Origin of the sequence: Albidovulum denitrificans (genome assembly GCF_002973535.1) — a bacterium.
GTDB classification, from domain to species: Bacteria; Pseudomonadota; Alphaproteobacteria; order Rhodobacterales; family Rhodobacteraceae; genus Albidovulum; species Albidovulum denitrificans.
In genome coordinates, this window is record NZ_PVEP01000001.1 from 745,963 (window position 1) to 770,164 (window position 24,202).

The 24,202-nt window shown below is 67.7% G+C and carries 24 protein-coding genes and 1 riboswitch; of the genes, 7 read left to right on the forward strand and 17 right to left on the reverse strand.

The genetic code is table 11. The features are described from left to right. Positions 1 to 124: 124 nt before the first annotated feature. On the reverse strand, positions 125 to 1,222 hold the full coding sequence (gene folE2 / locus LX70_RS03635) for a GTP cyclohydrolase FolE2 (protein ID WP_105513139.1): 1,098 nt from the start codon (positions 1,220 to 1,222) through the stop codon (positions 125 to 127). 119 nt (positions 1,223 to 1,341) lie between these two features. Continuing rightward, positions 1,342 to 2,517, reverse strand: a complete 1,176-nt coding sequence (gene metZ / locus LX70_RS03640; RefSeq protein ID WP_105513587.1) for an O-succinylhomoserine sulfhydrylase — start codon at positions 2,515 to 2,517, stop codon at positions 1,342 to 1,344. Between the two features lie 56 nt (positions 2,518 to 2,573). Then, a riboswitch (SAM riboswitch) is annotated at positions 2,574 to 2,652 on the reverse strand. A 141-nt stretch (positions 2,653 to 2,793) separates the two neighbouring features. Here metZ and LX70_RS03645 point away from each other — a divergent pair. Beyond that, positions 2,794 to 3,684, forward strand: a complete 891-nt coding sequence (locus LX70_RS03645) for an alpha/beta hydrolase (protein WP_105513140.1) — start codon at positions 2,794 to 2,796, stop codon at positions 3,682 to 3,684. Positions 3,685 to 3,786: 102 nt separating this feature from the next. Beyond that, positions 3,787 to 4,488, forward strand: a complete 702-nt coding sequence (locus LX70_RS03650; RefSeq protein ID WP_105513141.1) for a glutathione S-transferase N-terminal domain-containing protein — start codon at positions 3,787 to 3,789, stop codon at positions 4,486 to 4,488. Between the two features lie 15 nt (positions 4,489 to 4,503). Here LX70_RS03650 and LX70_RS03655 read toward each other — a convergent pair whose 3' ends face one another. From LX70_RS03655 to LX70_RS03665, 3 genes are read right to left on the reverse strand one after another with little or no spacing between them, the layout of a single operon-like run. Further along, entirely contained in the window at positions 4,504 to 5,115 is a 612-nt protein-coding gene (locus LX70_RS03655; RefSeq protein WP_105513142.1) for a GNAT family N-acetyltransferase, read from the reverse strand. Positions 5,116 to 5,145: 30 nt separating this feature from the next. After that, positions 5,146 to 5,763 carry an inner membrane-spanning protein YciB gene (locus tag LX70_RS03660; RefSeq protein ID WP_105513143.1) on the reverse strand — a complete coding sequence of 206 codons (618 nt, stop codon included), beginning with the start codon at positions 5,761 to 5,763 and terminating at the stop codon, positions 5,146 to 5,148. 2 nt (positions 5,764 to 5,765) lie between these two features. After that, a complete protein-coding gene (locus LX70_RS03665) occupies positions 5,766 to 6,665 on the reverse strand; it encodes an EamA family transporter (RefSeq protein WP_105513144.1) in 900 nt (299 codons plus the stop codon). Positions 6,666 to 6,725: 60 nt separating this feature from the next. On the opposite strand from LX70_RS03665, the gene LX70_RS03670 reads away from it, so the two are divergent. Continuing rightward, positions 6,726 to 7,217: an MgtC/SapB family protein gene (locus LX70_RS03670; protein ID WP_105513145.1), complete on the forward strand. Its 492-nt coding sequence runs from the start codon at positions 6,726 to 6,728 to the stop codon at positions 7,215 to 7,217. Here the strand turns inward: LX70_RS03670 and ftsY are convergent. Both ftsY and LX70_RS03680 read right to left on the reverse strand, forming a co-directional pair. Beyond that, positions 7,214 to 8,578, reverse strand: a complete 1,365-nt coding sequence (gene ftsY / locus LX70_RS03675; RefSeq protein ID WP_105513146.1) for a signal recognition particle-docking protein FtsY — start codon at positions 8,576 to 8,578, stop codon at positions 7,214 to 7,216. The two genes, LX70_RS03670 and ftsY, sit on opposite strands and share 4 nt — an antisense overlap. A 61-nt stretch (positions 8,579 to 8,639) precedes the next feature. After that, the gene (locus LX70_RS03680; protein ID WP_170076105.1) at positions 8,640 to 9,293 is read right to left on the reverse strand and encodes a lysoplasmalogenase; all 654 of its coding nucleotides are present in this window, start codon (positions 9,291 to 9,293) and stop codon (positions 8,640 to 8,642) included. A gap of 170 nt (positions 9,294 to 9,463) precedes the next feature. Here LX70_RS03680 and LX70_RS03685 point away from each other — a divergent pair, with 170 nt between their 5' ends. Continuing rightward, a complete protein-coding gene (locus tag LX70_RS03685) occupies positions 9,464 to 10,888 on the forward strand; it encodes an alkane 1-monooxygenase (protein WP_342747666.1) in 1,425 nt (474 codons plus the stop codon). Between the two features lie 64 nt (positions 10,889 to 10,952). After that, positions 10,953 to 11,360, forward strand: coding sequence for a hypothetical protein (locus LX70_RS03690; protein WP_245884922.1), 408 nt, complete (start codon positions 10,953 to 10,955; stop codon positions 11,358 to 11,360). 101 nt (positions 11,361 to 11,461) lie between these two features. On the opposite strand, the gene xseA is transcribed toward LX70_RS03690, so the two are convergent. The 3 genes from xseA to LX70_RS03705 form a co-directional block, all read right to left on the reverse strand. Next, positions 11,462 to 12,961 carry an exodeoxyribonuclease VII large subunit gene (gene xseA / locus LX70_RS03695; protein WP_105513148.1) on the reverse strand — a complete coding sequence of 500 codons (1,500 nt, stop codon included), beginning with the start codon at positions 12,959 to 12,961 and terminating at the stop codon, positions 11,462 to 11,464. A gap of 73 nt (positions 12,962 to 13,034) precedes the next feature. Continuing rightward, positions 13,035 to 13,838 carry a suppressor of fused domain protein gene (locus LX70_RS03700; RefSeq protein WP_105513149.1) on the reverse strand — a complete coding sequence of 268 codons (804 nt, stop codon included), beginning with the start codon at positions 13,836 to 13,838 and terminating at the stop codon, positions 13,035 to 13,037. A 130-nt stretch (positions 13,839 to 13,968) separates the two neighbouring features. Then, complete coding sequence (locus LX70_RS03705) at positions 13,969 to 14,739, reverse strand: Suppressor of fused protein (SUFU) (protein WP_105513150.1); 771 nt, start codon at positions 14,737 to 14,739, stop codon at positions 13,969 to 13,971. Between the two features lie 110 nt (positions 14,740 to 14,849). Between LX70_RS03705 and purD the strand changes: the two genes are divergently transcribed. Beyond that, the gene (purD, locus tag LX70_RS03710; protein WP_105513151.1) at positions 14,850 to 16,112 is read left to right on the forward strand and encodes a phosphoribosylamine--glycine ligase; all 1,263 of its coding nucleotides are present in this window, start codon (positions 14,850 to 14,852) and stop codon (positions 16,110 to 16,112) included. A 175-nt stretch (positions 16,113 to 16,287) separates the two neighbouring features. On the opposite strand, the gene LX70_RS03715 is transcribed toward purD, so the two are convergent. Then, positions 16,288 to 17,034 (reverse strand): FG-GAP repeat domain-containing protein, encoded by a 747-nt coding sequence (locus LX70_RS03715; protein ID WP_105513152.1) that lies wholly within the window; start codon positions 17,032 to 17,034, stop codon positions 16,288 to 16,290. Then, positions 17,034 to 17,357 (reverse strand): 2Fe-2S iron-sulfur cluster-binding protein, encoded by a 324-nt coding sequence (locus tag LX70_RS03720; RefSeq protein WP_105513153.1) that lies wholly within the window; start codon positions 17,355 to 17,357, stop codon positions 17,034 to 17,036. The genes LX70_RS03715 and LX70_RS03720 overlap by 1 nt, the downstream gene beginning before the upstream one ends. A gap of 144 nt (positions 17,358 to 17,501) precedes the next feature. Here LX70_RS03720 and LX70_RS03725 point away from each other — a divergent pair, with 144 nt between their 5' ends. Further along, positions 17,502 to 18,365, forward strand: coding sequence for a DMT family transporter (locus LX70_RS03725; RefSeq protein ID WP_105513154.1), 864 nt, complete (start codon positions 17,502 to 17,504; stop codon positions 18,363 to 18,365). A gap of 435 nt (positions 18,366 to 18,800) precedes the next feature. Here LX70_RS03725 and LX70_RS03730 read toward each other — a convergent pair whose 3' ends face one another. From LX70_RS03730 to gorA, 5 genes are all read right to left on the reverse strand, one after another. Beyond that, positions 18,801 to 20,207: a Do family serine endopeptidase gene (locus LX70_RS03730; protein ID WP_245884958.1), complete on the reverse strand. Its 1,407-nt coding sequence runs from the start codon at positions 20,205 to 20,207 to the stop codon at positions 18,801 to 18,803. Positions 20,208 to 20,409: 202 nt separating this feature from the next. Further along, positions 20,410 to 20,619: a DUF2065 domain-containing protein gene (locus tag LX70_RS03735; protein ID WP_211301656.1), complete on the reverse strand. Its 210-nt coding sequence runs from the start codon at positions 20,617 to 20,619 to the stop codon at positions 20,410 to 20,412. Next, a complete protein-coding gene (gene hflC / locus LX70_RS03740; RefSeq protein WP_105513156.1) occupies positions 20,616 to 21,530 on the reverse strand; it encodes a protease modulator HflC in 915 nt (304 codons plus the stop codon). Before hflC ends, LX70_RS03735 begins: the two co-directional genes overlap by 4 nt. Next, complete coding sequence (gene hflK, locus LX70_RS03745) at positions 21,530 to 22,711, reverse strand: FtsH protease activity modulator HflK (RefSeq protein WP_105513157.1); 1,182 nt, start codon at positions 22,709 to 22,711, stop codon at positions 21,530 to 21,532. The genes hflC and hflK overlap by 1 nt, the downstream gene beginning before the upstream one ends. 70 nt (positions 22,712 to 22,781) lie before the next feature. After that, positions 22,782 to 24,140 (reverse strand): glutathione-disulfide reductase, encoded by a 1,359-nt coding sequence (gene gorA, locus LX70_RS03750; RefSeq protein ID WP_105513591.1) that lies wholly within the window; start codon positions 24,138 to 24,140, stop codon positions 22,782 to 22,784. Positions 24,141 to 24,202 lie beyond the last annotated feature (62 nt).

The following is a 24,202-nucleotide window of genomic DNA, read 5'->3' on the forward strand; positions in this document are numbered from 1 at the left end:
ATATCAGCAGATCGCCCGCGCGGGACGCGCAGCCCATAGCATTTCGGGTTTACACTGACTCAGAATTCGAACGTATTTCGTTCGAATTCTGATCCTTGCTCTCTCAACGCAAACCCGAAACGCTTTAACCCGGCTTGTGCAGCGAGGAGAAGAGCCGCGGGTCAAGGCTTTCGGAGGCGAAGGTCGCGCCTTCGGTCAGCACGCTGACGGCATCGTGGCTGTGCAGGCTTTCCTGATGGCTGGCCACGATGCGGAAATCGCCGACGCGCGGGTCGGCCAGCAGGCGTTCGGCGAAACTGCGCGCGGCATCCTCGACGAAGATCGGGTTGGCGGCGTTCAGCTCGGCAAAGGCCTGTTCATCCTCACGCTTGACCATCACCTGCGTTTCCGTCGGCACGGCGGCGCGGGCCATGTCGATCAGGTCCTCATACCACAGGCACTTCGCCCCCTCTTCCACCGCCGACAGCCGCGCGACGGAGCGTTGCGAATGCGGCGTCGCCAGTTGTCCGCGCCTCTGGCGGGCATGTTCGGACAGCTCAAGCGAACAGGGGCAGGTAGAGGAATAGACATAGTCCAGATGGATCACCCGCTTGCGAACCCCGTGCATCTCCACCAGTTCCAGCGCGATGTCGTAATACTGCCAGCCCGCAAGGCCGGAGCGCAGCGAAGCCACCTTCATCGGGAAGGAAAACCGCATCTGGATCCGGGCGTCGAAACTGCCAAGATGGGCCTTGTAGTCATCCAGCGCCGATTCCATCACGTCGAAGCTGAAGGTGCTTTCGGCATGGGCGTAGAAGGACCGCATGATGCGGCTCATGTTGATGCCCTTCTTCTCCGCCCCAAGGCTGACCGTGCCGGTGACCGAGGTCTCCAGCGTCAGGTCGCCCCCGTCGCGGGTGTGAAAGCGGATCGGCAGGCGGAAATTCGAAATCCCCACATGCTGGATCTGCGCCTTGGCCCCGACGATCAGGCTGGACGGCCCGTTCTGAAGATCGGGCATAGAGGCGCGATAGGTCGCGTCCGGCGTGAAGTCTTCGGGGTAAACCCGCGAAAGGTCGGGATAATTCGACACCTTGCCATCCGGCAAGAGGCGCGCGATCGCGGGGTCTAGGCGGGCCACCTCGACCGGGTCCGCGGTTTCGGCCCAGGCGCGCAGGACGGCCAGCGCCTCTTGGGCGTCCTTCGCATCGGGATTTTCACCGATCTTCTTGATGAAGTTCATCGCGCGTCCTCCACGGAGCCTGGTCCGCCTGCCGATTATGTGGTGTGCCGCAGGGCTTTGTCCAACACTACGCGATCATTTACGTCCGAAACGCGACGCCGGTTCCGCCCGCGCGCCCCTCAAACGGCGTCAAGCGCCTGCATCACGTCGCCGATCAGGTCGCCCTGATCCTCGATCCCAAGCGACAGGCGGACAAGGCCCGGGGTGATCCCAAGCTCTGCCTTCTGTTCGGCGGGAAGGCGTTGATGCGTGGTCGTGGCGGGATGGGTGATGATCGACTTCGCGTCACCCAGGTTGTTGGAAATCCTGACGATTTCCAGCGCATTGAGGAAGCGGAACGCGCCCTCCTGCCCGCCCGCGATTTCGAGCGTCACAACGGTGCCGCCCGCGCCCATCTGCTCCATCGCGATGCTGTGCTGGGGGTGGGCCGGAAGGCCGGGATAGACCACGCGATCAAGCTTTGCGTGACCTTCCAGCGCCTCGGCCAAAGCCAGCGCCGTCGCCGCCTGCGCCCGCACCCTGAGGTCGAGCGTTTCCAGCCCCTTCAGCATCACCCAGGCGTTGAACGGGCTCATCGCCGCGCCGGTATGCTTCAGATAGGGCTCCACCACCTTGCGGATATATTGCTTCGTGCCGCAGATCACACCGCCGAGGCAGCGGCCCGATCCGTCGATATGCTTGGTCGCGGAATAGACGACGACATCGGCGCCAAGCGACACCGCCTTGGAAAAGGTCGGCGTGGCAAAGACGTTGTCGACGATGACGATCGCGCCCTTCTCATGGGCAATCGCGGCCACGCCTTTCACGTCGATCACCTCAAGCGTCGGGTTCGAAACGGATTCGAGGAAGACCGCCGTGGTCCCGTCCCGCATCGCCGCCCGCCACTGATCCAGATCGGTGCCATCGACCAGCGTCACCTCGACCCCGAAGCGCGACAGCAGTTCCAGAACGTAAAGGCAGGACCCGAACAGCGCACGGGCCGCGACGACATGGTCGCCCGCCTTCAAAAGAGAGGTCAGCGCGCCATTGACCGCCGCCATGCCCGACGCGGTGGCAAAGGCGTCCTCGGTCCCCTCGATGGCGGCGATACGTTCCTCGAACATGCGCACGGTGGGGTTCCCGTAGCGGGCATAGATGAATTCGTCGGGACCGCTTTCGATGAACCGCGCCTCGGCCTGTTCGGCGCTGTCGTAGACGAAACCCTGGGTCAGGAAGATCGCCTCGGACATCTCGCCATACTGGCTGCGGCGCGTGCCTGCGTGAACCAGTTTCGTGCGTGTGTTCCAGTCGGCCATGGTCGTTCCCTCCGGCACAAAAAAGCCCCCACCGGGAAGGCGGGGGCGAAGGAAACTTCCTGCATCCACCAACCTCTTTAGCGGCATGTTTAACGTGGCCCGCAATCCGGTGTACAAATCGCCACGGCGCCGGTGTTAGACCGATCGGCGCACGCCGTCAACCGGGGTTGGCGCTGGGGCGCGTCGTGAAACCGTTGCCGGGCCGTCATGTGCCGGTCGCACGGGGGGCGTATGGGACAGACACCACATCTTGTGTCTGGCGAACGGAGCATACCGATGCCCCATCTCCCCATCACCGCCGAGGGCTGCCAGTGGCGCCATGCCGGCACGGCCGCATCCCTTGACGACACGCTGGCCGCCCTGCCCGAAGATCAGCCGGTCGTGATCCTGATCCACGGCTATCGCTACCGGCCCGGCCATGCGACCTGCGATCCCCACCGGCTGATCCTGTCGCGCGATGCGGGCCTTGGGGCCAGCGACCTGTCCTGGCCGCATCACCTTGGCATCCGCGACGATCAGGGCGCGCTGTCCATCGGCTTTGGCTGGAACGGCTTTGGCACCCTGCGGCAAGCGCGGGATGAGGCCGGGCGCGCCGGGCTGGCGCTGGCCGCCCTGATCCGCCGCATACGCATCCTGTCGCCCGGACGGCGCATCAGCGTCATGGCCCACAGCCTTGGCGCCAAGGTCATGCTTTCGGCCCTGCCCGCCCTGGAACCGGGCGACATCGCCCGCGCGGTCCTGCTGTTCCCCGCGCTTCTGGCGCGTGAGACGGTGGCGGCCACGACGCTCCGCGCGGCGGCGGGGATGGAGATCATCCGCGTCACCAGCCGCGAAAACCTGCTCTTCGACCTGATCGGCGCGGCACTGGCGGCGGGCGGATGGGATGGCCCCGTCTCCCCCCGCGTCACCGGCGCGCTGCCGGGGTGGAGCGACCTGCCCATAGACTGTGCGGCGACGCTGGCCCATCTGGCGGCAGGGGGCTTTCCCATCGCCACCCGGCAGCGGCGGGTCTGCCACTGGTCCTCCTACCTGCGCCCCGGCATCTTCGCGCTTTACCGCGCGCTGCTGACCGCGCCCGATCCGCTGCCCCTTGCCGCCCTTGCCCCGCCCGTGCCGGCCGGCGCCGAAGGCTGGACCGAGCCCCCCGCTGAGTTTGCCACCACCTGAGATGCGCACCCCGCGCGCCCGCCCTGTGCGCTGGTGCAGGGCTGCGCCCCTTGTCTCCGCCCCTCGTGTCGGTCAGCCTGCGGCAAACGGAAAGGACCCGCCATGACCGCACCCATCGACCTTTACTACTGGCCCACGCCGAACGGCTGGAAAGTCTCCATCGCGCTTGAGGAGATGGGGCTGCCTTACGCGCTCCACCTCATCAACATCGGCGCCGGGGATCAGTTCAACCCCGATTTCCTGAAGATCGCACCGAACAACCGGATGCCCGCGATCACCGATCCCGAGGGGCCGGACGACAAGCCGATCTCCATCTTCGAAAGCGGCGCGATCCTGCAATACCTCGCCCGCAAGACCGGCCAGTTCTATGGCGAGACGGAGCGGGATCGCGTCGCCGTCGATCAATGGCTGATGTGGCAGATGGGCGGCGTTGGCCCGATGGCCGGTCAGGCGCATCACTTCCTGAAATACGCCCCGGCCCTGACCCCGCCGCAGGACCTGCCCTATGCCAAGGACCGCTACCGGGCCGAGGTGGCACGGCTTTACGGCGTGCTGGACCGGCAACTGGCGGCGAACCGCTATGTGGCGGGCGATGCCTACTCCATCGCCGATATGGCGATCTGGGGCTGGGCCTCGCTTTGGGAGGGGCAGGAACAGACGTTGGAGGACAAGCCCGCAATGAAACGCTGGCTGGATGAGGTCGGCGCCCGCCCCGCCGTGCAACGCGGCCGCGCAGTGGCGGCGGATCAGCGGTCGAACCTCCAGTCCGACAAGAAGGCGCAGGAGGTGTTGTTCCGCAGGTAGGCGGCCAAACTCCGGTCACCGGACCGTCTTGCGATCCTCCAGCCGCAACCGCAAAAGCGGCCGCTCCGGTCTGCGCCGGGCGATCTCGGCAAAGCCCCTGGCGCGGAACGGTGCTGCGATCCCGTGGTAAAGCGAGGGCGCGGGGCGCTTGTCCTGCGCCTCGACCGGGCAGGCATCGAGTACCCGCGCCCCGTTCGCCCTGGCCCAGTCGACGGCGGCGTCGAGGAGAGCGGCGAAATACCCCTTGCGGCGATGCCCCGCCCGCACGACGAAGCAGCTGATCCCCCAGATCTGCGGGTCCGCCGCATCGCCCGCTTCAAGCGGCGCGGTCAGGCGACCGGGGTCGTTCCAGACCGGCACATCGGCGCGCGGGCCGACCTGAACCCAGCCGACCGGCACGCCGTCGCCGTCATAGCCGACCAGACCCGGCGGCGGGCCATCCTGCACACGGGCCGCGAACAGCGCCTTGTTGCCGCGCCCGGCATTCCCGCCCACCGCCTTGCGCGGCAGACGCCACCACATGCACCAGCAGCGCCCGCAATCGCCGCGCCCCTCGCCCCCGCCGAAAACCTCGACGAGATCGTCCCAGCGCTCGGGGGTCAGGGGATGTGCGACGAAATGGCCCATGCCCGACTATCGGTCGGACAAGGCGGGCGGTCAATCCGGCGACTGCCCCTCATCCTGCTCCTCGATGCCGTATGTCTTGAAAAGACCGCCCTGGACCATGAAGAACAGAAAGATCGCCACAGGCAGGCCGAAGGTCTTGAAATTGACCCAGGCCTGATCCGACATGGTGCGCCAGATCGCCTCATTCGCGACCGCAAGGCCAAGGAAGAAAAGCGCCAGCCGCTTGGTCAGGAGCATCCAGCCCTCATGCGCGAGCGGCATCACCTCATCAATCGCCAGCGCAAGATAGGATTTGCCGCGCATCAGGCCCCAGCCGAGGACACCGGCGAAGAAAAGGTAGATCATCGTCGGCTTCATCTTGAAGAACCGTTCGTCGTTCAGCCAGACCGACAGCCCGCCGAAGACGACGACCAGAACCAGCGTCACGATCTGCATTGGCGACAGCCGCCCGGTCAGCCGCCAGAGGATCAGCGTGGACACCACCATCAGCGGAACGAAGATCGCCGTGGCAAGGATGAAGCCGTGATACTCGGTCCCGCCATAGGTGAAGGTCGCGTCCTTCAGCCGCACGAAGGCAATGAAGAAGACGACCACCGGACCAAGGTCCAGCGCCATCTTGAGCCAAGGGTTGATCTTTCTGCCCGCCATGTTCACCCCGCGAATTCGACGATCACGGCCCCCGCCGCGATCAAAGACATAAGCGCCAGCCTGCGCGGCCCGACCTTTTCCCCCAGCACCGCCCAGGCGATCAGCGCCGCGAAGACCGTCGAGGTTTCCCGCAGCACCGCCGCCTCGCCCACCTTGTCAAGGCGCGTCGCCAGCATGATGGCGCCAAAGCTGAAATAGGCGACGAAGGCCCCGATGACACCCCGTTTCAGAAGCGGCAGCAGTTCGGACGATGGCACCTGACGCCAGCGGCGGAAGGTATAGACCGGCATGAAGACCCCGTCGATGAAGAAAAACCATGCAAGGAAGGTGAAGGGGTCGGCGGTCGAACGGATGCCATAGGCGTCATAGGTCGTGTAAAGCGCGACGAAGGCCCCGGTCAGGACGGCAAGCATCAGCGCGGGCACCATCGTGTCGCGGTTCACCGTCACGGTCCTGAGGTTATAGACGGCAAGGCCAAGGATTCCCGCGACCAGAACGAAGACGCCCGCCCACTGGCCGGGGGTGAAATGTTCACCAAAGACCAGCCCGGCGCCGATGACGGCGAACAAGGGGCCGGTCCCGCGCACCACCGGATAGACGACGGCATAGGCGCCCCGGCTGTAGGTCGCCGCCTGCGCCAGCTTGTAGCCCGCATGGATCGCGAAGGCGCCCGCGAAGATCGGCCACATATGCGGCTCGGGCCATGGCACGACGAACAGCGCGAAGGGGGCGGCGATCACCCCGTAGCTCGCGTCGATGGCGGCACGGCTGAGCCAGGGGTCGTGGCGGCCCTTCTGGAGCGCGCCGAAAAGCGCGTGCAGGAAGGCGGCCAGAAGCGCCAGCGCCAGCGCCGCGTCCTTGCCCGCCGCCGTTCCTTCCAGCGATAGGAGCCACTCGCTCATCCCCGCCCCCGGAACTTCGGCGCGGGTCGGGCGTTCACCCTGCCCAAGGGGGAGAGGATCATGGATTTCACCACGGCGCTGGCGCAGGAATTCGCGCCTGAATTCACCGCGACGCCCTTCGCCATCGTCGTCGTGCGAATGCTGCTCGCGGTCGCCCTCGGCGGCGTCATCGGGCTTGAGCGCGAGGCGAACGGCCCGACGGCGGGCCTCAGGACACATATCCTGATCTCGCTCGCCTCCTGCCTTTTCGCGCTCATCTCGCTGGAACTGATGACGCTGACCGGCCAGGGGGCAGAAACGAAATCCGACCCGCTGCGCCTGATCGAGGCGGTGACGGCGGGTGTCGCCTTCCTTGTCGCCGGTTCGATCATTTCATCGGGCGGCAAGGTGCAGGGGCTGACCACGGGCGCGGGCATGTGGCTTGCGGGCGCGGTGGGCCTGTCCTGCGGCGCGGGGCAATTGTCGCTGGCCGTGCTGGCGGCGGGCATCTCCGTGGTGGTCCTCTGGCTCATCCGGCCGCTTTCGCGCCGGATCGGTGGCGACCAGACCTAATCATCGACGCCGACGAGCGCGCGGGCAAAATCCTCGGGGTCGAAGGGCGACAGGTCGTCGATCGTCTCCCCCACCCCGATGGCATGGATCGGCAGGCCGAACCTGTCGGCCAGCGCCACGAGGACACCGCCCTTCGCGGTCCCGTCAAGCTTGGTCATCACAAGGCCCGAGACATCGGCGATCTTGCGGAAGATATCGACCTGGGTCAGCGCGTTCTGACCCGTCGTGGCGTCCAGCACCAGAAGCGTGTTGTGCGGTGCCTCGGGGTCCTTCTTGCGGATGACGCGGACGATCTTGGCCAGTTCCTCCATCAGGTCCTGACGGTTCTGCAAGCGCCCGGCCGTGTCGATCATCAGCAGATCGGCACCATCGGCCTGCGCCTTCGTCATGGCGTCGAAGGCAAGGCTGGCGGGGTCGGAGCCTTCGGGCGCGGTCATCACCGGCACCCCGGCGCGGTCGCCCCAGACCTGCAACTGCTCGACGGCGGCGGCGCGGAACGTGTCGCCCGCCGCGATCACCACCTTCTTCCCGGCGGCGCGGAACTGGCTGGCAAGCTTGCCGATGGTGGTGGTCTTGCCGGAACCGTTGACGCCGACGACCAGCACCACCTGCGGGCGCTTGGCATAAAGCGGCATCGGTTTGGCGACCGGCTCCATGATGCGGGCGATCTCGGCAGCGAGAATCTCCTTGATCTCACGCACCGAAAGCTTCTTGCCCATCCGCCCCTCGGCGAGGTTGGCCGCGACGCGGAGCGCGGTATCGACGCCCATATCGGCCTGAATCAGCAGTTCTTCGAGGCTTTCGAGCATCGTGTCGTCAAGGATACGGCGCACCTCGGCGGGTTTCGTGCCGCGCCCGAAGAGGCGGCCAATCAGGCCGGGGCGGGCGTCAGCGGTGTCGGCCGGAATCTCGGCCGGTGTCACATCGGGGATTTCCACCGGCGCCGGGGCGGGCGGCAGTTCCACCGGCGGCGCGGGCGGTTCGGGCGGCGTCGGCAGCGGAACCTCGACCGGGGCCGGGGTTGGCTGCGGGTCGGGGATGGGCGCGGGTTCCGGGGCGGGCTGAGGCTCGGGCAGCGGCTCCGGTTCAGGTTCCGGCAGGGGGTTCGGCTTCGGCTCAGGCTCAGGCAGCGGCTCCGGCAGAGGGTCCGGCACCGGCTCCGGCTCCGGCTCAGGCAGCGGCTCCGGCTCCGGCAGGGGGTCCGGCTCCGGCTCGGGTTCCGGCGCAGGCTCCGGCATCGGCGCGGCACCGGCCTGCGCCTCTTCGACTTCACCGCCTTCGGCGACGATGGCCTCAAGCCCTTCCTCAAGCTTCGAGGAGGATTTGAAAAGCCGGTCCTTGAGTTTCCTGAATAGCGACATGGGCCGTTCCGCCTTCCTTGATCCCCCTCCACCTAGTCAATTTGACCGCGCGATGGAAGGGTCAGACGACCCGCGCCGCCCAGCCCGCAAGACCGGCAAGGATCAGCGCCTGCCCGCACCAATAGGCAGCCCAGAGAAGGCGCGCCCGCCCCCGATGCGGCCGGTCGGTCCCGAAGCGGAAAAGATCAAGCGCGAGGATCAGGTCCGACAGCACGAAAAGCGCCGCCCCCGCCTGCGCAAGACCAAGGTCCGGCGCCGCAGGCAGGCCCAGCGCGGCCGCCGCCATCAAAAGGATCACGGCAACATAGCCCCTGACCGGCCAGCGCAGGGCGCCGGTATGGGGGGAAAGCCAGACCTCGGTCGAGGCGCCAAGCGCCAGAAGCGGGAGGAGAAGCCAAAAGGGCGCCATCCCCGCCCCGGCGGCAAGGAACGCCCAGAGATAGGCAAGATGCCCCGCCGCGAAGGCCGCCATTCCGGCCAGAAAGGCGCGATCCCCCTTGCGCGACAGGAAGAAATCCCCCGCCGCGCCAAGGAACAGGCCCGCCGTCACCACCAAGGGCGCGCCGAAGGCCAGCGCCGCGAGGACAAGCGCCAGGACCGAGGCCGTCTTGACCAGCGTCTTGGCCATGGACGGCCCCGCCATGCAGTAGCGCGCGCCATAAAGGGCGGCCAGTGCCGCCCCCAGACCGACCGCCGCCCATCCGACCCCCTCCACGATGCCCCCTTTCGTTGTTTCGCAGCAAGACATGGGGCCACGCGCCGCGTCAATGCGGCGCGGAAGCCATATTGCCGGGGGAATGAAGGCCAATCGGCAGGTTTTGCCACGATTTTGCCGGAAACACCCCATAATCTGCGGGAAATGGAGTGGGGTAAGAGGTGACGCCCGTGACTGCTGGCGAAAGCGACAAAGACGACGACATGCTGGCCGCGATCCGCTTCGCCCTTGATGAGGACGAGGCCGCACCCGCGCCTTCCAAAGCCGCGCCCCGCCCTGCGCCCCCCGCCGCCGCACGGCCGGGCAAGCCGGGCCTGCGGGTGATCGGCGGCACGGATGAGGTCGAGGACGCGGCAGAGGTCGAGCTTCCCGAACCCGCACCCGCCGCCGACCCCGCCGCCGATGTGAAGCGTCTGGTGGCCGAGTCCGAGCCCGTCGCGGGGTGCGTCCCCGTGGCCGAGGGGAAGCGGAAGCCAAAACCGAAGCGCCCGCCGAAACCGCGCCAACCCTCGCGCCTCAAGCTGCGGTTTCAGGCCGAAAAGGCGCATTGGCGCCCGCTCCTGCCCTATGCGGCGGCCGCGCTCGCCCCGGTGCCTCTATTGATCCTCGCCGCCTTCTTCGGCGGGCTGTTTTCCGCCCTTGCCCTTCTCTGGATGACCGGGCTGACCTTCGCCATCGACGAATTCGCCAAACGGCGCGGGATCGAGGCCCCCGGCCCGCGCCCCGAGGCCGAAGCCAACCGCCTGTCGGCGCTGCTTGGCCTGCTGCATTTCCCGCTGCTGGCGCTTGGCGTCTGGACGCTTTCCGGCGCGGGCGGGCATGGGTTTTTCAGTTGGATCGCCACCTTCCTCGCCTTCGGGCTGTGGTTCGGGCAGGTGTCGAATTCGAACGCGCATGAGCTGATCCACCGCACCGACCGGCGGCTGTTCCGCCTTGGCATGTGGGTCTATATCTCGCTGCTGTTCGGCCATCACACATCGGCCCACCGGCTGGTGCATCACCGCTTTGTCGCAACGCCCGACGACCCGAACACCGCCGCCGAGGGCGAAAGCTTCTATGCCTTCCTGCTGCGCGCCTGGCCCGGCGCCTTCGTCGCGGGGTATGAGATGGAGGCGAACCGGCTGGGCCAGACCGGCTTCGACTGGAGCCGGCCCAACCCTTACGTCCTTTACATCGCCGGCGCGGTCGGCTTCGTCTTTGCCGTCACGGCGGGGTTCGGCGCCGACGGTCTGATCGCTTACCTCCTCCTTTGCGCCCATGCGCAACTGCAACTGCTGCTGTCCGATTATGTCCAGCATTACGGGCTTTTGCGCGACAAGCTGCCCTCCGGCACGGTGATGCCCGCGGGGCCGCAGCATAGCTGGGATGCGCCCCATCCCCTGTCCGGGCTGATGATGCTGAACGCGCCGCGCCATGCCGATCACCACGCCCATCCGGGGCGGCCCTATACGGAACTGACCCTGTCGCCCGGCGGGCGGGCGCCGCTTCTGCCCTATTCGCTGCCCGCGATGGCGACGCTGGCGCTGATCCCGCAGCTTTGGCACCGGGTCATGGACCGGCGGCTTGCCGCCCTGCGACGGCGCGGCGCGGCCTGAGACATCTGGCCAAGGCGGGGCGGGTCTGGCATTCTGGCGCCCGGATGTCAGCGGAGAATGCCCCATGCGTCGCCCCCTTATCGCGCTTGTCCTCGGGCTTTGCGCAGGGTCCCTACAGGCCGCGGAACCCGGCCAGCCGCTGACGGCGGAGGAGTTCGAGGCGGCGACGGTCGGGCGGACGCTTTACTACAATTCCGGCGGCGAGCCCTATGGGGCGGAACAATACCTGCCCGGACGCAAGGTCATCTGGGCCTTTCTCGGCGACGATTGCCGCAAGGGCGAATGGTACCCGCAAGACCAGAACATCTGCTTTGTCTATGAGGATCGGGGCGATCCGCAATGCTGGACCTTCTACCACTCCGCCTCGGGCCTTCTGGCGCAGTTCCAGGGCGATAGCGGCGGCCTGCCCCTGATCGCGGTGGAGGAAAGCAAGACGCCGATGGCCTGCATGGGGCCGGACGTGGGCGTCTGAGCGGGCGCAGGCGGGGGCCAGCCCGTCGTCCATTGGGCTTGAACCAATGGCGCACCAATGGACAACCCCCCGGAGTATTTTTGCCACAATGAAATGCAGGATCAGAAAAGGCTGCCCTGATCGGGACCGCCGTCTTTTGGCTTGCGGGGGCGGGGGGCGGCGCCGGGGGTGACGGGCAGTCGGCCGTCGGCGAATTCGATCTCCAGCGCGGTGGAGTTTTCGGCGGCCCCTTTCGTCGTGACGACCGCGCCTTCGGCGCGCACCACGGCATAGCCGCGTTTGAGCGTTTCCCTGTAGCCCAGCGTCTGCCGTGTGCGGTCAAGGCTGGCGAGGCTTTGGGCAAGCGTGTCGAGCCGCCCGCGCCCTGCCTTGGCGAGGCGGTCGCCAAGGGCCGAAAGGTCGGCGCGGCGGCGGGCATTGTCGCGCGCCGCATCGCGGGTCAGGCGCGCGATGGCGGGGGCAAGGCGGTCGGCCCAGTTGTGCAGGTTGCGCTGTTCACGGGTGATGAAGCCCGAAAGCAGCCCCGGCTGCATCCGCCCGGCCACGGTGTTGAAGCCCGCGCGCTTGCGCGTCGTGGCGGCCGAAAGCGCCGGGCCAAGCCGGTCGGACCAGAGATCGAAGCGCTGCCGCGCGGGGTCCAGAAGCGCCTCGGGCCGGCCAAGCGCGCGGGAAAGATCGGTCAGCCGCTGGCGCCGCGTCTCGGCCCGCTGCGACATGGCGCGGGAAAGCCGCGCGCCCTGCTCCCCCGTCCAGGCGAGAAGGTCCATGCGGACCGGCACCGCCATTTCGGCGGCGGCGGTCGGGGTTGGCGCGCGGCGGTCGGCGGCATGGTCGATCAGCGTCGTGTCGGTTTCATGCCCGACGGCGGAAATCAGCGGGATCCGGCTTTCGGCGGCGGCACGGACGACGATTTCCTCGTTGAAGCCCCAGAGGTCTTCCAGCGAGCCACCGCCACGGGCGACGATCAACAGATCGGGGCGCGGGATCGGGCCACCCTCGGACAGCGCGTTGAAGCCCCGGATCGCGGCGGCGACCTCGGGCGCGCATTTCTCGCCCTGCACGGCCACGGGCCAGATCAGCACCCGGCGCGGGAAACGGTCGCGCAGGCGGTGCAGGATGTCGCGGATCACCGCGCCCGAGGGCGAGGTGACAACCCCGATCACCTCGGGAAGAAACGGCAGCGGTTTCTTGCGCTCGGCCGCGAACAGCCCCTCCGCCGCCAGCGCGGCGCGGCGCTTTTCCAGCATCAACATCAGCGCGCCCTGCCCGGCGGGCGTGATATCCTCGACGATCAGCTGGTATTTCGACTGGCCGGGAAAGGTCGTCAGGCGGCCGGTCGCGATGACCTCCATCCCCTCTTCCGGGCGCACCGACAGCCGCGCCGCCTGCCCCTTCCAGGAAATCGCGGCAAGCACGGATCGGTCGTCCTTGAGGTCGAAATAGAGATGCCCCGAGGCCGGGCGCGACACGCGCCCGATTTCGCCCCGGACGCGGACATGGCCAAACTCGCCCTCGATCGTGCGCTTCACGGCGCCCGAAAGCTCGGAGACGGTGAATTCGGGGGCGTTGCCGCCTTCGGCGGGGTCTTCGAAAAGGGTCATTCGGGGCCTGACGATCGGGGTTCGCGGCGAAGGTGCCAGTTTCGGCCGGGCGATGCAAACGGCCCTTGCGCCGTCAAAGGACCGAAGGCCGCTCCGGGTCGCTGAAATGGTCGTAGCCGCGCAGTTTCAGCGCCTCGGCAAGGTCGGCGCGTTCATCGTGGCCGCGCTGTGCGAAGGCGGCCTCATCCGGGCGCAGAAGCGTGACGGCGGTGAAGCGGACCGGGCCGAGGGGCAGCGCGATTTCGGTCGCGACGCGACGCGCGGGCAGGCCGATCAGGACGCCGGTATAGCCGATCTCATCCACCCAGTCGGGCGCGGGCGGGTTCAGGACCGGGACCGACATCAGCACCACCTCTTCCCGCGCCAGACGGTCGGCGATGCCGCCGAACCCGGCGATGTTCTGCGACACGATTTCCAAAAGCGCGAAGGCCCAGCTTTCGCGCACCTCATCGAAGGGCATCGCGCCGGTTTCGGGGATTTCGAGGAACACTTCGACACCATAGCCACTTTCGCCGTCGGACGTGGTGCCGACGAAGGGATCGCTCAGCCCGTCGGTGGTCAGGATCAGCGAATCGTAGCGGTGGATGACATGGTAGCACTTGCGCCCCGCGGGCCAGTCCGGCGCACCGTGCAGGTCGGAATTGTCGGCATAGGTCAGCGGCTCATGCTCTGCCCGGCCGAAGCGGCGCCAGTGTGACAGGCGCTGCGCGCGCCCGGCGCCGATGCGGCGATCATCGGCGCGGATCGCGGGTTTGGGCGGCGGAGGGGGTGGTGGCGGAGGGGGCGGTTCGGGGGCGGCCTTGGCCCGCGCCTTCGCCCTGGCCCCGGACCGGGGCGCGGCGCCCCCCTGCCCCAGGATTTTCTTCCACCACGACATGTGTGTTTCGCCCGAACGCCATCACAAGTTACAACCGCGCCCATAGTGCAAAGCCGGGCCGCACGCGCAAGTGTACCTGCGGTCGCGGGGCGCGGTTTCCGGCCCCACCCCCGCTGCCGCACCCGTCCTGTCAGCGCAGGCTTTGCCGGGCCCGATCGAAACGGTGGCCCGCCGGGGTCGCCGCCAGATCGGCGGCAAGGGCCGCGCGCGCCTCGCCCGAGGCGGCGGCGGCGGCAAGCTCGGCCGGGCGCAGGGGCGTGGCGGCGACAAGGCGGACCGGCCCGAAGGGCAGCGCGACCCGCCCCTCGCGGCCCGGAACCGGCAGTCCCAGCAGCACGCCCATATCGCCGTTCTCATCCGCCCAGCCCTCGGGCGCCTGCCCGCCAAGCGGCAGCGCCATCGACAGCACCCCCATCCGGTCAAGCAGCCCGGCCACCCCGCCATGGGCGGCCATGTTCTGTGCCACCATCTCGATCAGCGCGAAATCGCCGCTGGCGCGAATGTCGTCGAAGGGGCGCCCCTGCGCGCCGGTGGTTTCAAGAAAGACCTCAAGACCAAGGCCGCTCGCATCATCCATCGAGGTTCCGACAAACGGGTCGGCAAGCCCGTCGGAGGCCAGGATCAGGCTGTCTTCGGTTCGGATGACGCGATAGGCCTGCCGGGTGTTGGGCCAGGCGGGCGCGCCCTGAAACATCGGGTTGATGAGATAGCCGATGACATCGTCATCGACCGCGCCGATAGCGCGCCAACAGGCGTCGAGGCGCGCGTGGCCCGCGGCGATGCGGGGATCGTCCTCACCGATCACCGGCGCACCGGCTTCTGCCGCGGTCTCCGCCAGCGGGGCAGCCGTTTCGCGCCCTGCCGCCCCCTTGCCGCCAAGCAGCCGTTTCCACCATGACATCGCGCACCCCCTACACAGCCAGCCAGACGCATTGAACTTTGGACGGGGCGATCATAGAACCGCCTCGGCCCGTGGCAAGCGCGGGTCGGGCATTTTCGGGCGGGGGACGCATGAACATTCTGATCCTTGGCGGCGGCGGGCGCGAACATGCGCTGGCCTGGGCGGTGAAGCAGAACCCCAAATGCGACCGGCTGATCGTGGCGCCGGGCAATGCCGGGATCGCGATGCTGGCCGAATGCGCCGATCTCGACATTCTCGACGGCGCGGCGGTGGTGACCTTCGCCGAGGAAAACGCCGTCGATTTCGTCATCGTCGGGCCGGAGGCGCCCCTGGCGGCGGGCGTGGCCGATGCGCTGCGCGCGGCGGGCGTGCCGGTCTTCGGGCCGTCGGGCGAAGCAGCAAGGCTTGAGGCGTCGAAGGCCTTCACCAAGGAAATCTGCGACGCCTGTGGCGCGCCGACGGCGGGCTATGCGCGCTTTACCGACCATGCCGCCGCCGAGGCCTATCTGCGCCGAACGGGCGCGCCGATCGTCATCAAGGCCGACGGTCTGGCGGCCGGCAAGGGCGTGATCGTGGCCATGACGCTGGAGGAGGCGCTGGAGGGGCTGGCCGGGATCTTCGGCGGCGCTTTCGGTGAGGCAGGCGCCGAGGTGGTGATCGAGGAATTCATGGAGGGGGAGGAGGCGTCGCTTTTCGTCCTTTGTGATGGCACCGACGTGCTGGCCATCGGCACCGCGCAGGACCACAAGCGCGTGGGCGACGGCGACACCGGGCCGAATACCGGCGGCATGGGGGCCTATTCCCCCGCCCCGGTCCTGTCGGACGCGGTGCTGACCCAGGCGATGGATGAGATCGTGAAACCCACCGTGGCCGAGATGGCCCGGCGCGGCACGCCGTTTCAGGGCGTGCTTTACGCGGGCCTGATGATCAAGGACGACCGAGCGCGGCTTGTGGAATACAACGTCCGCTTCGGCGACCCGGAATGCCAGGTGCTGATGATGCGGCTGGGCGCGCAGGCCTTCGACCTGATCCATGCCTGCGCCGAGGGGCGGCTGGCCGATTGCCGCGTGAACTGGGCCGAGGATCACGCATTGACGGTGGTGATGGCGGCCAATGGCTATCCCGGCAGCTATGCCAAGGGCTCGCAGATCCGGGGGCTTGAGGAACTGCCCGAGGATGCAAGCCACATGGTCTTTCATGCCGGAACGGCGGCGCGGGACGGGTCCATCGTCGCCTCGGGCGGGCGGGTCCTGAACGTGACCGCGCGGGGCAAAAGCCTGCGCGAGGCGCATGAGAGGGCCTATGCGATGGTCGGTGCGATCGACTGGCCGGGCGGGTTCTGCCGCCGCGACATCGGCTGGCGGGCGCTTTGAAGCGTTTCGGGTTTTCGTTGAGAACGTAAGTATCAGAATTCGAACGAAATAAGTTCGAATTCTGATACAGTGCAAACCCGAAATGCTTTAAGACGGGCAGGCGCTTTAGGCTGGCGGCGGCCGGGGGTTACACCCCCGGACCCCCGTGAGTATTTTGGCCACGATGAAAGAGCGGTCAGGGGCAGCCCGGAACCGTGGTGAGGCTTGCCGGGCCGTCATAGCGGCCGCGCGGGCGGGGGCTGAGCTTGCCGCCCTCCAGCGTGGTTGCCATGACGCGGGTCCAGCCGGCATCGGCGGTCAGGATCGTCGGGCGGCCGTCGCAGAGCGCCACGCGGCCCTGGATGCGGGCATCGCCGATGCGGTGATTGGTCAGGCCGGGGGCCGTCGCGACGGTCCTCAGCCGGTTGGCATCAAGCCGGACGAGGTGGAGGCTGCGGCCCAGATGGGGCGTCTCGACGTAAGCCACCTCATCCCTTCCGTCGCCGTCGAAATCGGCGGCCCCCACCGGGGCAAGCCAGCGGCGCGGGGTGCCGATATAGGGGGTGGCGGCGCTGCGGCCATCAAGGAACAGCGCCAGAAGCCGCGCGCCCTGCCGGTGGTCGGTCTCGACCGCGATCACCTCGGGCCGCCCGTCGCCGTCAAGATCGGCAAGGCGGGGGGCGGTATCCTCGTAAAGATGGCCGGGGCCGAGCGGAAAGCCAAGCGCGGCGCCCTGCCCCGCCGCCCGGCCCTTGGGGCCGAGCGTGACGATCAGGCGCGACCATTCCGGCGTGTTCCCCAGCACGTCGTGGCGATAGAGGTCATCCGATTTCGGCCGGTCGTAGCAGGCCCGCGTGATCCAGTCGCCATCCCCGGCGATGCAGCGCGCGGCGGCGGGTGCGGCGGCGACCAGCGCCGTCAGGACCGCCGCCGCAAGGCGCATCAGATCTGCTTTTCGGGCATGAAGACCTTCAGCCCGTCCAGCGCATCGGTGACCTTCAGCTGACAGGTCAGGCGCGAGCGGACCGGGTCCGGCTCATAGGCGAAGTCGAGCATATCCTCTTCCATCGGGTCCTTCTTGGGCAACTTCGCCACCCAGTCGGGATCGACATAGACGTGGCAGGTCGAACAGGCGCAGGCGCCGCCGCAATCCGCCTCGATCCCCGGCACGCCATTGTCGCGCGCGCCTTCCATGACGGTCAGCCCGTTGGCGACCTCCACGACATGTTCCTTGCCGCCAAATTCAACGTAAGTGATCTTCGCCATTCCCGTCTTCCCGAATGAAGCTTCCCCGGCCGACATAGGCGAAACCGGCCCCGGATGCCAGAGGCGGTCCTGTCGCGGGTCTTGTCGGGGCGCGGGCGGGGGCCTAAGCAGGGCGGACCCGCGCTAGGCCAAGGCAGGACAGAGATGACGCGCCATCCCCTTTTCGGTGTTCTCCTCGCCATGGCGGGCGCGCTGGTGCTGACGCCCGACACGCTGCTGATGCGCTGGTCGGGGATGGGCGGTTTCGCGATGCTCGCGTGGCGCGGGCTTTTGATGGGGTCGGTGCTGCTTCTTCTTTGGCCGCTGACCGGGCGGTCGGGCTGGTCGCAACTGCCGATGCTGGCGCGGCCCGCCGGGATCGGGGTGATCCTTTGCCACGCGACCAATGCGACGCTTTTTGCGCTGGGGATCGCGGTCGCGCCGGTGCCGATCGTGCTTTTGACGGTGGCGACGGTGCCGGTCTTTGCAGCGGTTTTCGGGCGCCTCCTGCTGGGTGAGAGAACTTCGGCCGCGACATGGATCACGATGGTTGCCGTGCTGGCCGGGATCGCCATCGCCGTCACCGGGCGCGGGGCCGAGGGGGGCGCGGGCCACCCGCTTCTGGGGGCGGCGGCCGGGTTCGGGGTGGCGGCGGCGATGGCGCTGAACTTCGTCCTGCTGCGCCGCAATCGTCAGGTGCCGATCCAGCCCGCGATGGGGCTGGGCGCGCTTCTGGCGGGGCTGGTCGGGCTGTCGCTGGCGGGGCTTCCGGCGATGGGCGATGGCGCGGTCTGGGCCATTGCCGTGACAGGCGCCGTGATCCTGCCGATGTCCTTCCTGTCGCTGAGCATCGCCGCCCGGCACACGAGCGCCACCAATGTCAGCCTGCTTCTGCTGCTGGAGACCGTGCTTGGCCCGGTCTGGGTCTGGCTCGGCGCGGATGAGCCGCTGACCGGCGCGATGATCCTTGGCGGCGCGATCGTGGTCGGCGCGCTGGCGCTTTACCTGCTGCGCGAGGGGCGGCGATAAGGCGCGGGGATCGAGGGGCGCGACAAGGGCCGACGTCAAGGGCGCCGGCGGCGGCGGAGGCCGGAAAGGCCAGCACCTTACCGTCCCGGACGTGATCCGGGACCTCTTTTCCCGGGGGCGGAGGTCCCGGATCAGGTCCGGGACGCCACCGCCTTCACCTTCTGCGTGGCGCACCTCAACGGCCCGGAACAAGGGGCATCAGCCCCGCCGGGCGAGCGGCCGACCGCCCGCACGGGGCTACCCCACGCGAATGAGAGGCGCCGCCCGCAGGTTCGGCGATCGCTGACGGCGGCGGCGGAGCAGGCCGGGAGGCCCGTGCCTTACGTCCCGGACGTGATCCGGGACGGTGTCGCCTTCACCCCGGCACTGCGCGTCACCCTCAAACGACAAGGGGCGCCCCTTTCGGAACGCCCCCTTGATCCCATGGACCCCGCCCTATTCAACCGACAGCGCGACAAAGCGCGGGTCGGCGCCGCGGCGGATGAGGAGGAGGAGGGATTTGCGCCCGGCATCCTTCGCCTCGGAAATCCGCGCCTCAAGGTCGGCGATGCTGGCGACCTTCTGCTGGCCCGCCTCGGTGATGACATCGCCCGCGCGCACGCCCTTGTCATAGGCCTCGCCGGTTTCATCAAGGCCGGTCACCACCAGCCCCTCGGTCCCCTGCGGCAGGTTGAGGTCGGAAAGCTGGTCGGCACCCAGAACGCCAAGTGTCATGCCAAGGACATCCTTCGACTCCGGCGTGACGGGGTCTTCCCCGGCGGCGGCGGTTTCGGTCGCTTCCGCCTCTTCCCGGCGGCCCAGCGTCACCAGAAGGGTCTGGGTCTTGCCCTCGCGCAGCACCTCAAGCCGGACGGCCTTGCCGACATCGGCATCGGCGACGCGGCGGACAAGGTCGCGGGTGTCAGAAATGGCCGTGCCTTCGAAGCCGACGATCACGTCACCCGACAGCACGCCGCCATCCTTCGCGGGACCATCCGGCACGTCGGTCACAAGCGCGCCCTTCGGGTCCTTCAGCCCCATCGCCTCGGCCACGTCCGGGGTCACGTCCTGAATGCGCACGCCCAGCCAGCCGCGCCGCGTCTCGCCGAAATCCTTCAACTGCTGCACGACCTTGGAGACGACGTTGGAGGCCATCGAAAAGCCGATCCCGATGGAGCCGCCATTGGGCGAGAGGATCGCGGTGTTAACACCGATCACCTGCCCGTCCATGTTGAACAAGGGACCGCCCGAATTGCCCCGGTTGATCGCCGCGTCGGTCTGGATGAAATCGTCGTAAGTCCCCGACAATTCGCGGTTTCGGGCCGACACGATCCCGGCGGAGACGGAAAAGCCCTGCCCCAGCGGGTTGCCCATCGCCATGACCCAGTCACCCACGCGCATGACGTTGCTGTCGCCGAAATTGACGAAGGGCAGCGGTTCGTCGCTTTCGACCTTCAGAAGCGCGATGTCGGTCTTGGGGTCGGTGCCGATCAGCTTGGCATCCAGCGTCTTGCCCGAAAAGAACTCGATCGAGATTTCGTCCGCGCCCTCGATGACGTGGTTGTTGGTGACGATATAGCCGTCCTCGGAAATCACGAAGCCGGAGCCGAGCGCATTCGACCGCTGCGGCCCGCGCGGGGCGTTCGGGTTGCCGAAACGCTTGAAGAAATCCTCGAACGGGGACCCTTCGGGGACGATGGGGCCACCGTCCGTCGGCGCGGCGATGGTGGTGGAGGTGGTGATGTTCACGACCGCGGGGCTGACCATGTCGGCGAGATCGGCGAAACTGTCGGGCGCGGCGCGCGCGACCGAGGGCGTGGCGGGCGCAAGGGCCAGGGCAAGGCCCGTGGCCAGCGCCAGCATCAGCGCCCGGACGGGGCGGTGACGGCTTCCGGCCGGGGCCAGGGGGGTGATCTCGGATGTCACAGGCGAACTCCCTTCTTCAACTGCTCTTACTCCGCGTCGGGTCTTTGGCATTCCCAAGCATTGAATGCCCGCCCGGCGCGCTCAACTCAACGCCTCTCGCAGGCGATCAACAGGCCGTGAACGCCGCGCCATCATTCTTTCAGCCGCCAAGCCCGTGGGCAAGCCATATGAGGGCCGCGCCCAGCGCCATCCCGGCCAGGCCGAGGTTGCGGCGCATCTCAACCGGCATGTTGCGGATCATCTCAAGCAATTCGGCGATACGCGAAGGGGCCAGTGCAAGCACCAGCCCCTCGACGGCCAGAACAAGGCCGATGGCAAGAAAGGGAAGCCCGATCAGCCCGATCGTCATTGCGTCGCGGCAGGCGCCGCCGGGGCAGCCGCGGGTGCGGCGGCTTTCGGCTCGGCGTTCTTCAGGTAGTTGAAAAACTCGCTGTCGGGCGCCATCACCATCGCCGAATTCCCGGAATTGAGCGAGGCGCGATAGGCCGAGAGAGAGCGGTAGAAGTCGAAGAACTCCGGGTCCGCGCCATAGGCTTCGGCAAAGACCGCGTTGCGCTTGGCGTCCGCCTCACCACGGGTGATGTCGGCCTGACGCTGCGCGTCCGAGACCAGTTCCACCCGTGTACGGTCGGCCTGGGCGCGCACCCGCTGCGCCGCTTCCTTGCCGCGCGCGACCTCATCCGCCGCCTCGCGTTCGCGTTCCGCACGCATCCGCGCGAAGGTGGCGTCAAGGTTCTGGTCGGGCAGGTCGGTACGCTTCAGGCGCACGTCGATGATCTCCACCCCCAGAGACTCGGCCTGGGTCCGGCCCGCGTCGCGGATGCGGGCAGCCAGACCGGCGCGGTCCTGCGACAGGATCTCGGACGAGGTGACAGAGCCCAGAACCTCACGCGTCTGGGCCTGCAACAGCGTGTCGATCCGGCTTTCCGCAAGCGTCAGCCCCTGCGCGCCGACCGCCTGACGGAAGCGGCGCACATCGGAAATCCGGTAGCGCGCGAAGGCATCCACGACAAGGCGACGGTCGTCGAGCGGCGTCACCTCAAGCGGCTGGATGTCGAGGCCAAGGATACGGTCGTCATAGCGCACGACCTCCTGGATCAGCGGCACCTTGAAATAAAGGCCGGGGTCCTCGCGCACGGCCTTGATCTGGCCGAACTGGAGGACAAGCGCCTTTTCGCGTTCATCGACGATGAAGATCGACGAGAGGCCGACGGCCGCCGCGATCACGACGATGGGCAGGATGAGGGCAGTACGTTTCATCAGTTGCTTCCTCCCGTCGTCGTGCCGGTCGCGGGTTTCGCCGCGCCGGAGGCGCCACCACGGCCCAACTCGTTCAGCGGCAGATAAGGCACCACGCCCTGCCCGCCCGTATTGTCGTCGATGATGACCTTGTCGACGCGGCCCAGAACCTCTTCCATGGTCTCAAGGTAAAGCCGCTTGCGGGTCACTTCCGGCGCCTTCTGGTATTCGCCCAGAACGGCGGTGAAGCGGCTCGCCTCACCCTCGGCCTGGTTCACGACCTGGGCGCGATAGCCCTCGGCCTCTTCCAGAAGCTGCGCCGCCTGACCGCGCGCGCCCGCGACGATAGTGTTGGCATAGGCGTCGGCCTCTTTCTGAAGCCGGTCGCGTTCCTGTTCGGCGCTTTGCACGTTCTTGAACGCGTCGATCACCTCACGCGGCGGGTCGGCACGGTTGAAGTTCACCCGCACGACGTTCAGCCCCGACTGGTAGCTGTCCAGCGTCTGCTGGATCATGGTCTTGAGCCGTTCCGCGATGACGCCACGATCACGGTTCAGGACCGGGGCCAGTTGCGACTGGGCAATGATCTCGCGCATCGAGGATTCGGCCACCGCCTCGACCGTCAGTTGCGGGTCGCGCAGGTTGAAAAGGTATTCCTGCGGGTTGGAGATGTTCCAGACCACCTGAAAGTCGATATCGACGATATTCTCGTCCCCGGTCAGCATCAGGCCGCTATCGCCCTGCCCGGCCCGGCCGACGCCGATATCCTCGGTCCGTTCCGGCGTGACCGCGATCACGTTGGCCGAGACAAAGGGCCAGGGCGCGAAGTTCAGGCCCGGCTCACCGATGGCATGGAACTTGCCCAGCAGCAGTTCCACCGACTGTTCTTCCGGCTTGACGGTGTAGAATGAGGCAAAGGCCCAAAGCCCGACCACCGCCAGCGCGCCAAGCGCCAGCGTACCGCGATTGATGCCCGGCCCCATGCCGCCGCCCGAACCGCCGCCAGTACCGCCCGAGCGGCCGCCGCGACCGCCCATCAGCACCTTGAGCTGTTCCGAGCCCTTGCGCATGATCTCTTCGATCTCGGGGATCTGCGGCCCCTCGCCCGGACGCCGTCCGCCACGGCCACCGGGCCGGTCGTCATCGTCCCCGCGGCCGCCGTTTCCACCGCCGCCGCCCCAAGGCCCTCCGCTTCCTGCCATCAGGCTTAAACTCCCCTTGCTGTCTTCATTGCAAATGTCCCCCGTCCAACTGGGCTTTTCTCAGCGAAAGTCAAGCCTTGCGCACCGGCTTCCGCATCGTCACCAGTTCTTCGGCCATCGTGGGATGCACCGCGACGGTGCGGTCAAAGTCCTCTTTCGTCGCGCCCATCTTGATCGCGATGGCGGCAAGCTGAATCATTTCGCCCGCTTCGGGCGCGACGATATGGCAGCCAAGGACCTTGCGCGTCTCGGCGCAGACGATCAGTTTCATCATCACCCGGTCGGGCCGCCCGGCAAAGGCGGATTTCATCGGCCGGAAGGCGGTGGCATAGACCTCGATCGGGCGCTCGTCGCGCGCCGCCTCCTCGGTCAGGCCGACGGTGCCAAGTTCCGGCTGGGTGTAGACGGCGCTGGCGACAAGGTCGTGATCGGCCTTCGTGGGCTTGGCGCCAAAGACGGTATCGGCAAAGGCATGACCCTCGCGGATGGCGACCGGGGTCAGGTTGATGCGGTCGGTCACGTCGCCCACGGCATAGATCGAGGGGACGGCGGTCTGCGACCATTCGTCAACGATGATTTCCCCCTGACGCCCCAGCGTGACGCCCAGCGCCGCAAGCCCCAGCCCGGCGGTGTTGGGCTTGCGCCCGGTCGCGTAGACGACCTTTTCGAACACCGTCTCGCGCCCGTCGGTCGAGGTGACGCGCACGCCGCCCGCTACATCCCGCGCCTCGATCACATCGGTGCCGACATGCAGGTTCACGCCGCCCTCGCGCATCAGTTCGGCGATATGGCCGCGCGCCTCATCGTCAAAGCCGCGCAGGATCTGCGCGCCCCGGTAGAACTGCGTCACCTCGACGCCCAGGCCGTTGAGGATGCAGGCGAATTCGCAGGCGATAAAGCCGCCGCCGACGATCAGAACGGATTTCGGCAGCGCATCCAGCTTGAAGATGTCGTTCGAGGTCAGAAGCGTCGCGCCACCCTCGATTTCCGGCACGAAGGGCGCGCCGCCGGTGGCGATCAGGATATGCTTGGCGCGGAAAGCCTCACCCGTGGCCAGCCGAACGGTATGGGCATCCTCAAGCACCGCGCGGGTGTCGTGGATCGTCACGCCCGCATTGGTCAGGCCCGACCGATAGGCCCCCTCAAGCCGGTCGAGTTCCGCGTCCAGCTTCGCGCGAAACGCGGTCCAGTCAAAGCCCTGCGTGGCCACGTCCCAGCCATAGGCGCGCGCATCCGCCATCGCCTCGGGGAAGGCGGAGGCGAAAACCATCAGCTTTTTCGGCACGCAGCCCCGGATGACGCAGGTCCCGCCCATGCGGTATTCCTCGGCCAGCCCGACCTTCGCGCCATAGTCCCCCGCCGCGATCCGCGCCGCGCGCACGCCGCCAGAGCCGCCGCCAATGACGAAAAGATCGTAGTCGAAACTCATGCGCCCGTCCTTCCCGAAAATGAAGCCCAAGGCTTAACGGCCCGGCCTGGCCTGGGCAAGCC